At 72.0% G+C, this 12,512-nt stretch carries 13 protein-coding genes and 1 tRNA gene; 5 read left to right on the top strand and 9 right to left on the bottom strand.

Annotated elements, in window-relative coordinates; translation table 11 throughout:
- Nucleotides 1-2: 2 nt before the first annotated feature.
- The gene (locus tag ACFU5O_RS07325) at nucleotides 3-401 is read right to left on the bottom strand and encodes an STAS domain-containing protein (RefSeq protein WP_384237457.1); all 399 of its coding nucleotides are present in this window, start codon (nucleotides 399-401) and stop codon (nucleotides 3-5) included.
- Nucleotides 402-543: 142 nt separating this feature from the next.
- Between ACFU5O_RS07325 and ACFU5O_RS07320 the strand changes: the two genes are divergently transcribed.
- A complete protein-coding gene (locus ACFU5O_RS07320) occupies nucleotides 544-984 on the top strand; it encodes a hypothetical protein (protein WP_384237456.1) in 441 nt (146 codons plus the stop codon).
- On the opposite strand, the gene ACFU5O_RS07315 is transcribed toward ACFU5O_RS07320, so the two are convergent.
- A complete protein-coding gene (locus tag ACFU5O_RS07315) occupies nucleotides 962-1,903 on the bottom strand; it encodes a DMT family transporter (RefSeq protein ID WP_384237454.1) in 942 nt (313 codons plus the stop codon). The genes ACFU5O_RS07320 and ACFU5O_RS07315 overlap by 23 nt on opposite strands.
- Nucleotides 1,904-2,043: 140 nt before the next feature.
- On the opposite strand from ACFU5O_RS07315, the gene ACFU5O_RS07310 reads away from it, so the two are divergent.
- From ACFU5O_RS07310 to ACFU5O_RS07300, 3 genes are all read left to right on the top strand, one after another.
- The gene (locus ACFU5O_RS07310) at nucleotides 2,044-2,934 is read left to right on the top strand and encodes a LysR family transcriptional regulator (protein ID WP_384237452.1); all 891 of its coding nucleotides are present in this window, start codon (nucleotides 2,044-2,046) and stop codon (nucleotides 2,932-2,934) included.
- A gap of 285 nt (nucleotides 2,935-3,219) precedes the next feature.
- Nucleotides 3,220-3,984 (top strand): hypothetical protein, encoded by a 765-nt coding sequence (locus tag ACFU5O_RS07305; protein ID WP_384237450.1) that lies wholly within the window; start codon nucleotides 3,220-3,222, stop codon nucleotides 3,982-3,984.
- A gap of 94 nt (nucleotides 3,985-4,078) precedes the next feature.
- The gene (locus ACFU5O_RS07300) at nucleotides 4,079-4,540 is read left to right on the top strand and encodes a Crp/Fnr family transcriptional regulator (RefSeq protein WP_384237448.1); all 462 of its coding nucleotides are present in this window, start codon (nucleotides 4,079-4,081) and stop codon (nucleotides 4,538-4,540) included.
- Nucleotides 4,541-4,645: 105 nt separating this feature from the next.
- Here the strand turns inward: ACFU5O_RS07300 and ACFU5O_RS07295 are convergent, their stop codons facing one another.
- The 6 genes from ACFU5O_RS07295 to ACFU5O_RS07270 all read right to left on the bottom strand — a co-directional run bounded on the left by ACFU5O_RS07295 (nucleotide 4,646) and on the right by ACFU5O_RS07270 (nucleotide 11,078).
- The gene (locus ACFU5O_RS07295; RefSeq protein WP_384237445.1) at nucleotides 4,646-4,942 is read right to left on the bottom strand and encodes a DUF1876 domain-containing protein; all 297 of its coding nucleotides are present in this window, start codon (nucleotides 4,940-4,942) and stop codon (nucleotides 4,646-4,648) included.
- A gap of 103 nt (nucleotides 4,943-5,045) precedes the next feature.
- The gene (locus ACFU5O_RS07290; protein ID WP_384237442.1) at nucleotides 5,046-6,707 is read right to left on the bottom strand and encodes an acyl-CoA dehydrogenase family protein; all 1,662 of its coding nucleotides are present in this window, start codon (nucleotides 6,705-6,707) and stop codon (nucleotides 5,046-5,048) included.
- On the bottom strand, nucleotides 6,697-7,347 hold the full coding sequence (locus ACFU5O_RS07285; RefSeq protein ID WP_384237440.1) for a TetR/AcrR family transcriptional regulator: 651 nt from the start codon (nucleotides 7,345-7,347) through the stop codon (nucleotides 6,697-6,699). Before ACFU5O_RS07285 ends, ACFU5O_RS07290 begins: the two co-directional genes overlap by 11 nt.
- 152 nt (nucleotides 7,348-7,499) lie before the next feature.
- Nucleotides 7,500-7,859: a hypothetical protein gene (locus tag ACFU5O_RS07280; protein ID WP_384237437.1), complete on the bottom strand. Its 360-nt coding sequence runs from the start codon at nucleotides 7,857-7,859 to the stop codon at nucleotides 7,500-7,502.
- Between the two features lie 437 nt (nucleotides 7,860-8,296).
- Nucleotides 8,297-8,370, bottom strand: a tRNA-Pro gene (locus tag ACFU5O_RS07275).
- 53 nt (nucleotides 8,371-8,423) lie between these two features.
- The gene (locus tag ACFU5O_RS07270) at nucleotides 8,424-11,078 is read right to left on the bottom strand and encodes an ATP-binding protein (RefSeq protein ID WP_384237434.1); all 2,655 of its coding nucleotides are present in this window, start codon (nucleotides 11,076-11,078) and stop codon (nucleotides 8,424-8,426) included.
- 108 nt (nucleotides 11,079-11,186) lie between these two features.
- Here ACFU5O_RS07270 and ACFU5O_RS07265 point away from each other — a divergent pair, with 108 nt between their 5' ends.
- A complete protein-coding gene (locus tag ACFU5O_RS07265; RefSeq protein ID WP_384237432.1) occupies nucleotides 11,187-11,675 on the top strand; it encodes a DUF309 domain-containing protein in 489 nt (162 codons plus the stop codon).
- Here ACFU5O_RS07265 and ACFU5O_RS07260 read toward each other — a convergent pair.
- Complete coding sequence (locus tag ACFU5O_RS07260) at nucleotides 11,665-12,009, bottom strand: lactate utilization protein C (protein ID WP_384237799.1); 345 nt, start codon at nucleotides 12,007-12,009, stop codon at nucleotides 11,665-11,667. The two genes, ACFU5O_RS07265 and ACFU5O_RS07260, sit on opposite strands and share 11 nt — an antisense overlap.
- Between the last annotated feature and the right edge of the window lie 503 nt (nucleotides 12,010-12,512).

Genomic DNA, 12,512 nt, shown 5'->3' with positions numbered 1-12,512 from the left:
GACTATTCCCGCCGTGGCTCCGCGAGGGCCTCAGCGAGGCTCGCGTACCGGGGGAAGACCGCCTCGGCGCCCGTGATGGCGAACATCCGGGCGACCTGGGGCCGCAGCGCCGCCAGCTCGACCCGGGCGTCGGTGTCCTGCGCCGCGAGGCGGGCGCGCAGCAGCACGTTCAGACCGGTGGAGTCGCAGAACAGCAGATCGGAGCAGTCGACCAGGATCCGTCGCGCACCGCCGGTGATGCCCTCGTCGAGGGCCGTGCGCAGCGGCTCGGCCGTGTCGTGGTCGAGCTCGCCGCTGACGGCGACCACCACGATGCCGGGCTCGGGCCCCGGCCGTACCTCGACGCCCAGCCGCTCGTCTCCGCCGGTGTGCCCCGGCCATCCGTCCCGTGCTGACCCCATGCCCGGTCTCCTGCTCCCTCCGGCCCCCGGTGACACCCCCGACTATGACACCGGGTCCCGCTCCCCGCTTCCGGCAGGACCCGGTGACTAGGCTGAATCACCTGCCCTTCCTTCCCATGAGCGGCGAAAGCTGGCGTACCAGATGAATGCACCCCGCGAGTTCGAGCTGCTGGCTGTGACGATCCAGGTGGAGGGACGACCGGACATCGCCGTGACGGTGCCGCCCGGCGACCTGGAGGATCCGGACGAGGGCCCGGTCCCGCTCACACCGGTGAGCCTCAAGGAGGGCGCGGAGTTCCGGTTGCGGCTGATGTTCCGTGTTCCGTCCAGGAACGATGTCCAGGGGCTCAAGTTCATCGACGAACACATGCGGCAGGGCGTGACCGTGGTGCACACGGAGACCCATCTGGGCGACTACCGGTACGGCGGCCCGTACGAGGTCGTCCTGCCGCCGGTGCACCTGGCGACCGGGCATCTGGCCCGGGACATGTACGTCTGCACCGGCACCTTCGTCGACGGGGACGGCCGGGAGCTCGGCCGGGTGACGTACACCCTCGAGATCACGAAGGACTGGCCGCACTGACATGCCGGGACCGCCGTGTCCCGCCGTCCTGGCGTCCCGGGCCCGGCCGGCCCCTTCCGCTCCGTGACCCGTGCTTGCGCGTCATGGCGACGCCGACGAGGACGGCCACTATGCCCGCCAGTCCCCGCAGGCCGATCCGTTCGTCGAGTACGAGGGCCCCGAGCGCGACCGAGACGACCGGCAGGAGATAGCCGACGGTGGCGGCGCTCGTGGCTCCCTCGTCGGCGATCAGGCGGTAGTTGAGGTGGAACGTCACTCCGGTGCCGAGGATCCCCAGGACGGTGACGGCGATCAGGGCGGTCGCGTCGACATGTACCGGTGCCGGTCCTCCGCCGACGGGCAGGGCGAGCGCGCTCAGGGCGCTCGCGGTCATGAGCTGGGCGGCGGACAGCGCGACCGGCGGGGTGCCGCTGCCGGTGAGTGCCCGGTCCATGTAGGCGAAGGCGACGGCGTAGCTGACGGCAGCCGCCAGGAGCGCGACGGCGCCCCCGGTGAGCAGTCCGGTCTGCTCCCAGGGGGCGAAGATCAGCACGGTGCCGCCGAAGCCGAGCAGAAGACCGCCGAGGCGGACGGGGTGGAGCGCGTCGCCGCGTTCCGTGCCGAGCACTGCGCCGATGACCAGCGACCACAGCGGAGTTGTCGCGTTGAGCACGCCCGCGACGCCCGAGTCGACGGTCTGCTCGCCGATGCCGAAGAGCAGGAACGGCAGGGCGTTGCAGAAGAAGGCGGCCACGACGAGCCGGCCCCAGATCGCCAGGTCGCGCGGCAGCCGCTGGCCGCCCCACCACGCGAGCGCCAGCAGGACGGCGGCACCGAGAACGCAGCGGACCACCGTGATCTGCTGCGGTGTCAGACCGTGGCTCAGGGCCAGTTTGATCCAGAGGAAGCCCGATCCCCAGAGCAGGGCGAGTACCCCCATCCTTCCCCATGTTCCCCGGCCACCGCTGTGCATGTGATCACTCCCCGCCCTCTTGTCGTCGTACTCGTATCGCCAACGGTCACCCACGAAATTCGACAGGACAAGCGAAAAGTTCTGCACGAACGATTAAGCTGAACTACATGCTTGATGTGAGGCGCATGCAGGTTCTGCGGGCGGTCGTCACCACCGGCTCGGTGACAGCGGCTGCCGGCCGGCTCGGGTACACGCCGTCGGCCATCAGTCAGCAGGTGGCTGCCCTGGAGAAGGAGGCGGGCACGGCGCTGCTCGAACGCGTCGGCCGGGGCGTACGGCCCACGGCGGCCGGGCTGCTGCTCACCGAGCACGCCGCCGCCATCAGCCGCCAGGTGAACGAGGCCGAGACGGCGCTGGCCGATCTGCGGGAAGGGCGTACGGGACGGCTGTCGGTCCGCTATTTCGCCACGGTCGGCGCCCCCCTCGTGGCCCCGGCGCTCGCCGGCCTGCGCCGCGACCACCCCGGCGTCCAGGTGGACCTGAAGCTGATCGACCCCGACGATCCCCTGCCGGAGGTCGAGGAGGGCAGGGCCGATGTGGCCCTCGTCGTCCGCCCGCACGGCCCGCCCGGCGGCGGTGTACGCCTGGAGCATCTGCTGGACGACCCGTATCGCGCCGTCCTGCCCAAGGGACACCCGCTGGCCGCGAGACGGAACCTCGACCTGAGCGAACTCGCCGACGAGCGCTGGGTCGGCAGCGAACGGCCGGGGCCGTGTCTCGACGCCGTGCTCGACGCGTGCGCCGCCGCCGGCTTCAGCCCGCAGTTCGTGGTGGACAGCGAGGACTACGCCACCGCACAGGGCTTCGTGGCGGCCGGTCTCGGCATCGCCCTGATCCCGCTGATCGGGCTTCGGACCCAGCATCCGGGCGTGATCGTCCGCAAAGTGCGACGGCCGGAGCCGGTACGTGCCATCCACGCGGCCGTACGGGAGAGCGCGCCGGCCCGGCCCGCGCTGCGCGTACTGCTCGAAGCACTCAAGGACGCGGCCGCCCGGTAGGCGACGGGTGCACGCCCGAGTGGCGGAGCGGCGGGCCGCCGTACCCCGTTCTCGCGCCGGAAATGCACCCACCTAGTGTGGCTTCGCATGTGGCCGGAACAGAACAACCCTCAGGAACCGCAGGCGAATCCGTACCGGCAACCGGGTCCCTGTCAGCAGCCCCAGCCGTCCGTGCGTCCGCCGCAGCCGGGGCCTCCGGGACACCCCCCTGGCAGGCACCGGCAGGCACCGGCAGGCGCCACGGCGGCGTCGCCGGCACGGCGTGAGGGCCACGGAACCGCCGCGGTGGTCGCCGTCGCCGCGGCCACCGCCCTCGTCGTCGCCGCGGGTGTGACGGGATTCCTCGTCCTCGGTGGCGACAGGAACGACACGGTGGCACCACCGGCTCCCACCGGCTCGCCCAACGCCGCTGAGGACGCACGCGCTTCGGGCGACGGGAGGCACCCGACGGTGCCCGGCTGGAAGACCGTGACGAATCCCAAGCGCGGCATCTCCTTCGACGTGCCGCCCGAGTGGGCGCTGAAGTCGGTGAACTGGGCGAGCTTCGTCGCGGACGACAGTGACCCGGAGGAGAAGCCGCTGATCGGTTTCTCGGCCCCCGCGATGCTCAAGGAACAGTGGTGCCGGTCCGATCAGGACATGGACGGCGCCAAGGAGGACACGGCCCTCGCCTCCGCGGGCTCACGCGGTGAGCGGGGCGCCGGGAACACGGAGGAGGCGGCTCGCGACAGCGCGTCCCTCTGGGTCTACGGCGCATACGCCCAACCGGACAGGGCGAAGGTGACGGCCGGAGCGGTGGAGGCATACACCACGGCATCGGGGCTCAGGGGCAGCGTGGCGACCGCCGAGTCGTCGGGCGTGCCGAGGAAGGGCAAGTGCGACACGGACGGCAAGGCGACGACGTTCGCCTTCAAGGACGCCGAGGGCGACATCGTGTCCTGGACCTTCGTCGGCGCGAAGGACGTGAAGGAGGAGGTGCCGGACGAGACGGTACGGAAGATCCTCGGCACGGTCCGGCTGACGGGGGGCGGGGCGGCCGGGGCGTCCTGAGACGACCCGTACCGGCCTCCCGTCCGGGCAACGCACAACGCGTTCCGACGTGCGACGCTTGAGGTGAGCCGGCGCTCGAAACGGAGGCCCAGCGATGAGCAGCTCTTCCATCCGTATGACGGCCGCACTGTCGGCAGAGCACCGCGCCCGGCTGCTGGAGATCGCCGAAGAGGTCAAGTTCCCCGAGGGGACGCGCGTCTTCGAGGAGGGCCGCCTCGCCGACCGCTTCTGGATCATCAAGTCCGGCACCATCACCCTGCACATGGCTGTCCCCGGGCGGCGGCCCGCCGTCATAGAGAGCTTGGGTTTCGGTGAACTCGTGGGCTGGTCATGGCTGTTCCCGCCGTTCGTGTGGCAGCTGGGTGCCCAGGCGATGACGCCGGTACGCGCCCAGCAGTTCGACGCCCGCAGCGTCCGGATGATGATGGAGGCCGACCCGACGCTCGGTTCCGCGATCGGGCAGTGGGTGGGCGGAGTGCTCGCGCACCGGCTCCACGCGGCGCGTATCCGGCTGCTGGATCTGTACGCTCCGTACGGCAGCGGCCTCACGCTCTGACGACCGGACCGTACGACGGCGACCGGACCGTCCGTACCGACGGCGACCGGACCGTACGACGGCACGGACGGCTTCCGGATTGTCGCCGTCCGGCCCTGCGACCGGCTACGTCGCGGCCTCCGGCCACCCGTAGGGGGCCCCGGTCCCGCCCTCCGGTCCGGCGCCCACACTGTCCAGATCACGGTTCGCCACTCGCATCAGCTGGGTCGCGAGGTCCTTCATGGCACGGCTCGCCGCGAGTTCGTCGCCGATCTCCGGGACGTCGACGTCCTGCGGGTTGCACCGGGCGACTCCCCGGCCGGTGTACGTCGTGTCACCGGTGTCCAGGACGGCCCGGACCCGCGTCGTACCGTCCTCCTCGACGAGGACCAGGCCGACCTGCCACTCCAGCGTCCGCGTCATGGCGTACCTCCTCGACCACGGGCCCCGCGGGACGGTGCGCCGCCGCGGAGGGACCCTGCCATCAGGATCCCTCCGCGCGGCGCCGTCCGCGTCCCGAGGCCGCTCAGGCGCCGGCGCCGGGGACCCGGGCGAGGATCCCCGCCCGGTCGACGCCGGTCGGCAGCGTCCCGAAGGCGAGCCCGTGCTCCCCGCCCAGCCGCGAGGCACAGAAGGCGTCGGCGACCGAGGCGGGGGCGTGACGGACGAGGAGCGAGCCCTGGAGCACCAGCGCCATCCGCTCGACCAGCCATCGGGCACGCAGCTGGGCGTCCTCCCCCGTCCGCAGCTCGTCGCGGAGCCGCCGCCAGGCGCCGTCGAGCCGGGAGTCCCCTCCGGCTGCCGCGGCGATCTCGGCCTCGAAGGCCCCCAGGGACTCCGGCTCGCGGGTCAGTGCGCGCAGGACGTCCAGGGCGCTGACATTTCCGGAGCCCTCCCAGATGCCGTTGAGCGGGGCGTCCCGGTAGAGCCGGGGCATGCCCGACTCCTCGACGAAGCCGTTGCCGCCCAGGCACTCCAGGGCCTCCGCGACCATCGTCGGCTGGCGCTTGCACACCCAGTACTTGGCCACGGCCGTGGCCAGCCGCAGGAAGCTCTGCTCCTGGCGGTCGCCCTGCTGCGCCCGGTCGACCGCGCCGGCCACACGCAGGGCCAGTGTGGTTGCGGCCTCGGACTCGAGGGCCAGATCCGCGACGACATTGCGCATCAGCGGCTGGTCGACGAGCTTCGCTCCGAACGCCGAGCGATGGCGCACATGATGCGCGGCGAGGGTGAGCGCGGTGCGCATCCCGGAGGCCGAGCTGAGGATGCAGTCCAGCCGGGTCATGGTGACCATCTCGATGATCGTCCTGACACCGCGCCCCTCGGGCCCGACGAGCCAGGCCACGGTGTCGTCGAACTCCGGCTCGCTGCTTGCGTTCCCGCGGTTGCCGAGCTTGTCCTTGAGCCGCTGGATCCGGAAGGTGTTGCGGCTGCCGTCCGGAAGCACCCGGGGCACGAGGAAGCACGACAGGCCCCCTGGTCCGTCGGAGCCGGATGCCTGGGCGAGCACGAGAAAGAGATCGTTCATCGGCGCGCTGGTGAACCACTTGTGGCCGCGCAGCCGCCAGGTGCCGTCGGGCCCCGGGGTCGCGGCGGTGGTGTTGGCGCGTACGTCAGAGCCGCCCTGCTTCTCGGTCATGCCCATCCCGGCGAGCAGCCCGCGCTTGCCCTCGGGGGCACGCAGCCCCGGGTCGTACACCCTGCCCGTGAGCAGCGGCTCGAACGCCGCCGCCTGCTCCGGGGCGTGCCGCAGCGCGGGGACGACGGCATATGTCATGGAGACCGGGCACAGATGGCTCTGGTCGGCGAAGCCCCAGACCATCAGTCCGGCCGCACGTGCGACATGGGCGCCGGGCTTGTCCTCCGCCCAGGCCGTGCCGCCGAGGCCCTCGCGGATGGCCACGTCCATGAGCGCGTGGTACGAGGGGTGGAAGTCGACCTCGTCGACGCGGTTGCCGTACCGGTCATGGGTGCGCAGGACCGGCTCGTAGGCGTTGGCCTCTTCGCCCCAGCGCCGTACCTCGTCCGAGCCCGCGAGCAGTCCGAGTCGGTGCAGGTCCTCCTCGTACCACCCGGCGCCCTCGTTCCGTACGCCCTCCAGCAGCACGGGGTCGTCGGCCACGTCGTGGCCCGTGAGCGGCGGCACCTGGTTGGTCACCTCATGGGTGCGTACGGGATTACTGCGCATCGGAGTCCTCCAACTCACGGGGCGGGGTGGCGGGCAGGGCGCCCGCGCAGCGCAGGGACATGGCGGCCAGCTCGGCGACCAGCCGGTCGCCGTCCGCGCCTTCGGCAGGTCCCGACAGCGGATCGACGAGCACCTCGCCGATCGCACCGGTGAGCGCCGCCGCGGTGACCTCCGCGTCCTGCTCGGGCAGCAGCCCTGCCGCGATGCCCTCCCGGACCACCGCGGCGAACATGCTCCGGTAGCGCCGCCGGAACTCCAGCCGCTCGGCCTCGACCGCGGGTTCGGACGGCGCGGCGAGCAGCGCGTACGCCACGCCCCGGCGTTCCAGGGCGCGTCGGGCGAAGACGGTCACGGCATGTGTGAGCCGCTCGAGCGGATCCCCGCCGCTGTCCCGCAGCACAGAGCCCAGCACATCGGCCTCCCGCCCGGCGGCACGCCGGAACACCTCCACGGCAAGGGCTGCCTTTGACGGAAAGTGCTGATACACCGAGCCCACCGACATCCCGGCCGCCGCGGCGACGGCCGTCACGGACGCCTGCGCCCAGCCCACTTCGGCGACGACGGCGATCGCCTCGTCCACGAGCCGCTCGCGGGCGGCTGTCAGCCGGTCATGGACCGCGGCGGTTTTTCTGTAGGCCATGGAAGGAGTGAACCACCGTTCAACCCTTCACGCCAGAGGGCGGCTGCCGTGGACCTTCTGCGCCTGACGGTTCACCTCCCGCACGGAAACAGGAAACGGGCCCGGTTCACCCGGGCCCGTGGCCAGTCACTCCGGAACGACCGGTTCGCGAGTCAGTGGCGCCCGTTGCCGCCGTTGCCTCCGTAGCCGTTGCCGCCATCGCCTCCGTAGCCGTTGCCGCCATCGCCTCCGCGACCGTTGTCGCCGTTGCCTCCGTAGCCGTTGTCCCCGTAGCCGTTGCCTCCGTAGCCGTTGTCGTTGTAGCCATTGCCCCCGTAGCCGTTGTCGTTGTAGCCGTTGTCGTTATAGCCGAAGCCGTCGTTGTAGCCGTTGTCACCACGACCGTTGTCGCCGAAGAAGCTCCTGAAGTCGTAGTAGTTGTCATCGCAGTCGCGACTGCCCCCCCGATCCCCGAAGTCCGAACAGCTGTAGTCGTCCCTGCTGTCGTTGGCGAACGCACTACTGACGGGCATGACGCCGAGCGCAAGCCCTGCAGCCCCTGCGGACACTGCGGCAACGATCCTGCGGCGCATCTTCATGCACCCCCGAACAATTATCGAAAGTTGGACTTTCCGGGCATTTCCACCCTCCACCCGAATGGGTGCGATGTCAAAGAGAGAGGGACGATACCGTCAATTTCGGGCGTTCGCACCGCGGTTGGGCCTCAGCAAGGGGAAGGCACCCCCACAGCTTTCCGTGGCCGATACAAGCAGCGCATGCCGGCCGAGCCGATTTCCCGGCACCACGGCGAAACTCACTTTTGAGTCCAAATGAAATTCCCGCGAGCTACAGCGCGTGAAGTTCCGGAGCATGCCGTGACGCCGCCCCCGAATCGGCCCGGAAGCGCTTGTGGAAGGACAAAGGGTCGTGCCAGAAATCTGACACGACCCTGAACTGCGACTTCGCAAAGTCGGGACGACAGGATTTGAACCTGCGACCCCTTGACCCCCAGTCAAGTGCGCTACCAAGCTGCGCCACGTCCCGATGCGCGTATTGTCGGGGTCGGGCCCCGTCCGTGCGCGCAGGAGAACATTACCTCACTCCGCGTCCAGGATGGACGCACGGGCATGCCGGGCGCGCTCCGCCAGTGCGTCGGCACCACAGGTGGTGGCGAGGGTGACGGCGCGGGAGAGCTCCTGCGGGGAGCGGAGGGCCACGCCGTACTCGTGGCGGGCCATGGCGTGTTCGTATGCGGACGGCGATGCCTCAAGATGGCGGACCGCCCGGGCGAGGAGAGGAACCGCCTCGGCCTCCGGAGCGAGTGAGGCAGCACAGCGGAGCGCTTCACCGATGGCTGTTCCGGTGCCGAAGCGCTCGGCGTGGGCGCGGGCGCGCGTGGTCAGTTGTGCGGCGCGGGCCGGGGATTCGCCGGCGACGGCGCGGGCGAGGTCACAGGCCCAGGGTGCCCAGATCCCGTTGTGGCGGCCACGGCTCTCCAGGGCCCGCCCGGTGGCCTCGAGTTCGGCGACGGCCTCCTTGGTACGCCCCGTGGCAAGCAGCAGCCGGCCGCGTACGGACGGGCCGTCGGGCATCACGATGGCAGTGGGGTAGGGCGGGCGGAACGTGTAGCGCTCGGCGGTCGCCGCGGCGCCGTCGGTGTCCCCGCGGGCGAGGAGCGTGTCGATGAGCAGACACGCCGAGATCCAGTGCAGCGGCAGGTCCCGGCCCATGCGGTCGGCGAGGCGGAGTCCCTCGCGCAGGAATGCCTCGGCCCGCACGAGATTCCCGCGGCGGCGCTGGACAAGGCCGAGCAGGGTGTGCGCGAACGCGAGATGGGCTCCGCTCCAGCCCGAGATCTCGTAGGCCCTCACCGCCTCGGTGAACAGGGCCTCTGCACGGTCGAGCCGGTCGGCGAAGACATAGCTGATGCCGGCCAGAGCAGGCGGCTCGAACCCCCATTCCGTGTCGGTCCAGCCAAGACCGGGGGCGGGACGTCCGTCGATCAGGGCCCGGTCGCAGAGGTCGACGACCAGTTCCGCGTCCTCGCCCCTGAGCATCGCGTCGAAGGCCCGGATGGTGAGCAGGGCACGCTCGGCGTTGTCCCTGCCCCGGAGTCCGTCGGCGAGCTCGGCGAGCCTGTGCGACCGCAGCGGCCCGTCGTTCTCGACCGCCTGCATCCCCTCCCACAGGAAGTGGGCGGCCTGCAGCCGCATCCGGGCCGGGCCGGGTGGGGTGTCGGCCGCTTCGGCGCCGAGAGTCGCGGCCGCTTCGCCCAGCTGGTTGTTGTGGGCGAGTGCCTGGGCGAGCCGGTAGGTGGCGTCGACGCGGAGGCCGCTGTCGAGTCCGGAGAACTTCAGGGCCTGACGCAGATGGCGGATCGTGGTGGGCGGTGAGGTGAGCAGGGTGGCGCAGCCCAGTTCATAGAGGACCTGCGCGCGTATCGCGCCGCGCGGCGGCTCCAGCAGTGCCCGTTCGAGGCAGCGGCGGGCGGCTTCGGGTGCGCCGACGGCGAGATGGTCGCCTGCGGCCTCCCGCAGTTGCTGGACCACTTCCTCGTCGTCGTCGGGGTGGACTTCGAGGAGATGGCGGGAGGCTGCCGACGGGCCGAGGCCGGCGCGGGTGACGGCCCAGGCGGCGCGTCCGTGCATGGCGGTGCGCATGGCGGGCGGGATCGCACGGTGGACGGCGGTGGCGATGAGCGGGTGGACGAACTCCAGCGGGTCGGGTCCGGTGACGATACGTGCCTCACGCAGCCGCTCCGCGCACTCGGCGGCCCGGTCCGGTGTCATCCCCGCCAGGGACGCGGCCAGTTCCATCGAGATCTCGGTACCGAGGACGGCCGCCGCCCAGGCGAACCTGGTGGCGTCGGCGCCCAGGCCCTCCAGGCGGGAGACGAGGCCGCTGCCGCGGGCGGTCGCGCCCAGGGTGCGCAGCGCCCGGGCGGAGGACCCGACGGGTTCGAGCGCGTGGTCCTGCACCTTCGCGATGAGTTCGACCGCTTCGTACGGATTGCCGTTGGTCACTGCCCAGACCTCGCGGCAGAACGAGTCGTCCGCGGCGTCGCCGACGGTGTCGCGGACGAGCGCGGCCACGGCCCCGGGCGTGAGCTCGTGCAGCACGACACGCAGACGCGCCGCGGCGCCCGCGGTGTCGAGGAGGGCTGCCGACGCCTCGGTCGCCTCCCTGGGGCGGTGCGCGAGGACGACCAGGAGCGGGAGCGCGCCGAGACGCGTCGTGAAGGACGCGAGCCAGTCGAGCGATTCGCCGTCGGCCCAGTGGGCGTCGTCGATGACGAGCACGAGGGGCCGCTCGCGCAGCCGGCCCGCGAGCGCGGTGACGACCCCGTCGAGGCCGTCGAGCACACCCTGCGGATCGGCCTGCGGGGCGGACGGCGGTGCGAGTCCGAGGGCGGGTGCGGTGATGTCGTACCACGCGCCCAACAGCTCCCTCGCCTCCTCGGAAGCGATCCCGTCGAGCGCGGGCTGCAACAGCTGCCGAACGACATGGAACGGGACCGCGGTCGTGGTCGCGGCGCCCCGAGCGGTGTGGACCGTGCAGCCGCGGGCGGTCGCGATGCCCCGCACCGCGGTGAGAAGCGCCGTCTTGCCGAGACCGGCCGCTCCGCTGTAGACCAACAGTCCTCCGTCGGCGCGCTCAGAGCACAGCCCGTCGACGGCGCGTGCGGCCGCGGCGAGCTCCGGCTCACGCTCCAACAACATGGCGTCCAGCTGATGTTCCGCCCGGGACGGCATGAGCGGCCCTCCCCTCCCCACGAGAAGTCAGGCAGCTGAGAGTAGTCCTGCGGCGACGGCGGCGGACACCGTTCTGACAGTCCCCGCCGGGCGGGTGACAATCGGGTCGTGAACAGGACGCCGAGAGACCGCGACACCGAGGGCAGAGCCCGCAGCGCGCGCCCCCGCGACGGGCTCGGGCGCCCCCTTCCGTACGGGCAGGAAGGCATCGCCCGGCAGCCGGAAGGTGTCGTCCGTACACCGGAGGAGACCCTCGTGGAGGCGCAGCGGCTGCTGGACGCAGGCATGCCCTTCCATGCTCACGAAGTGCTGGAGGACGCCTGGAAGTCCGGGCCCGACGACGAGCGCGAGCTGTGGCGGGGGCTCGCGCAGCTCGCGGTGGGCCTGACGCACGCCGCCCGCGGCAACCCGACGGGCGGCGCCGCGCTGCTGACGCGCGGCGCGCAGTCGGTGGCCACGTACGCCTCGTCGACACCGCACGGCATCGACGTGGGCGGGCTCACCCGGTGGGCGCAGGAGCTGGCCGAGGAGCTGCGGCGGGACGCAGCGACGGTCCCGGCGGCGGGGCGGGCGCCCCGGCTGGGCGTCAGCCGGTGACGAGGACCACCTCCAGGGTCCGCGGACCGTGGACGCCCTCGACCCGGTCGAGCTCGATGTCGCTCGTCGCCGACGGCCCGGAGATCCAGGTCAGCGGTCGCACGGGATCCAGCCGGGGCAACGCCTGCGGCACCGAGGCGACGACCTGCCCGGGGGCACGGACGACGCAGATGTGATGGTCGGGGACGAGCGTGATCCGGCGCCGGCCCTGGTCCGGGCCGCCGTCCAGCACGATCGTGCCGGTCTCCGCGATGGCGAGCGCGCAGCCTGTGACCACGCTGTCGACGGCGTCGAGCTCCGCCGGTGCCGTCCCGGCCCGGTCCGCCACCCGCATGACGTCCGCCGACTCCAGCCAGTGCGTCGGCAGCCCCGGCGGTACGAGCACACTGCGCGACCCGCGCACGGCCAGGAGGTGCCCCAGCAGCTCGGGGAGTGCGTCCGGAGCGGTGCGGTGAACGAAAGCGCGGTAGTCGGCGAGGTTCTCGTGCAGCAGGTCCAGCAACGCTTCCGGGTCGTCAGAGGTGTGGGCCTGAAGATAGTCCCGACGGACAGCCGGCGCTTCGGGCGCACCGGAAAGGGCGTCCCTGATCCGGGCGAGGATCCGCTGCCGGGAGGCGTGGCCGGGGCCGCTCGCGTGGGTACCCCCGCCCGGCAGGTCCGTGTCCGTCCGGTCCACCGCCCCCGAGGGGTGTCCGGGCTCCCGACCCTCGACCGAGTCCACCGCCGATTCGCCACCGGGCGCGGGACCGGCACCCGCGCCGTCCGGGATCCCGGCGGGACCGGGCCCGGCCGCCCCCGGCCGGGCCGAAGGCTCGGTGCCTTGTCCGGATCCTGGGC

Source organism: Streptomyces sp. NPDC057445 (assembly GCF_042802855.1).
Taxonomy (GTDB): Bacteria; Actinomycetota; Actinomycetes; order Streptomycetales; family Streptomycetaceae; genus Streptomyces.
Note: the sequence above shows the minus strand (reverse complement) of the source record. Positions and strands in the feature narration are given on the sequence as shown.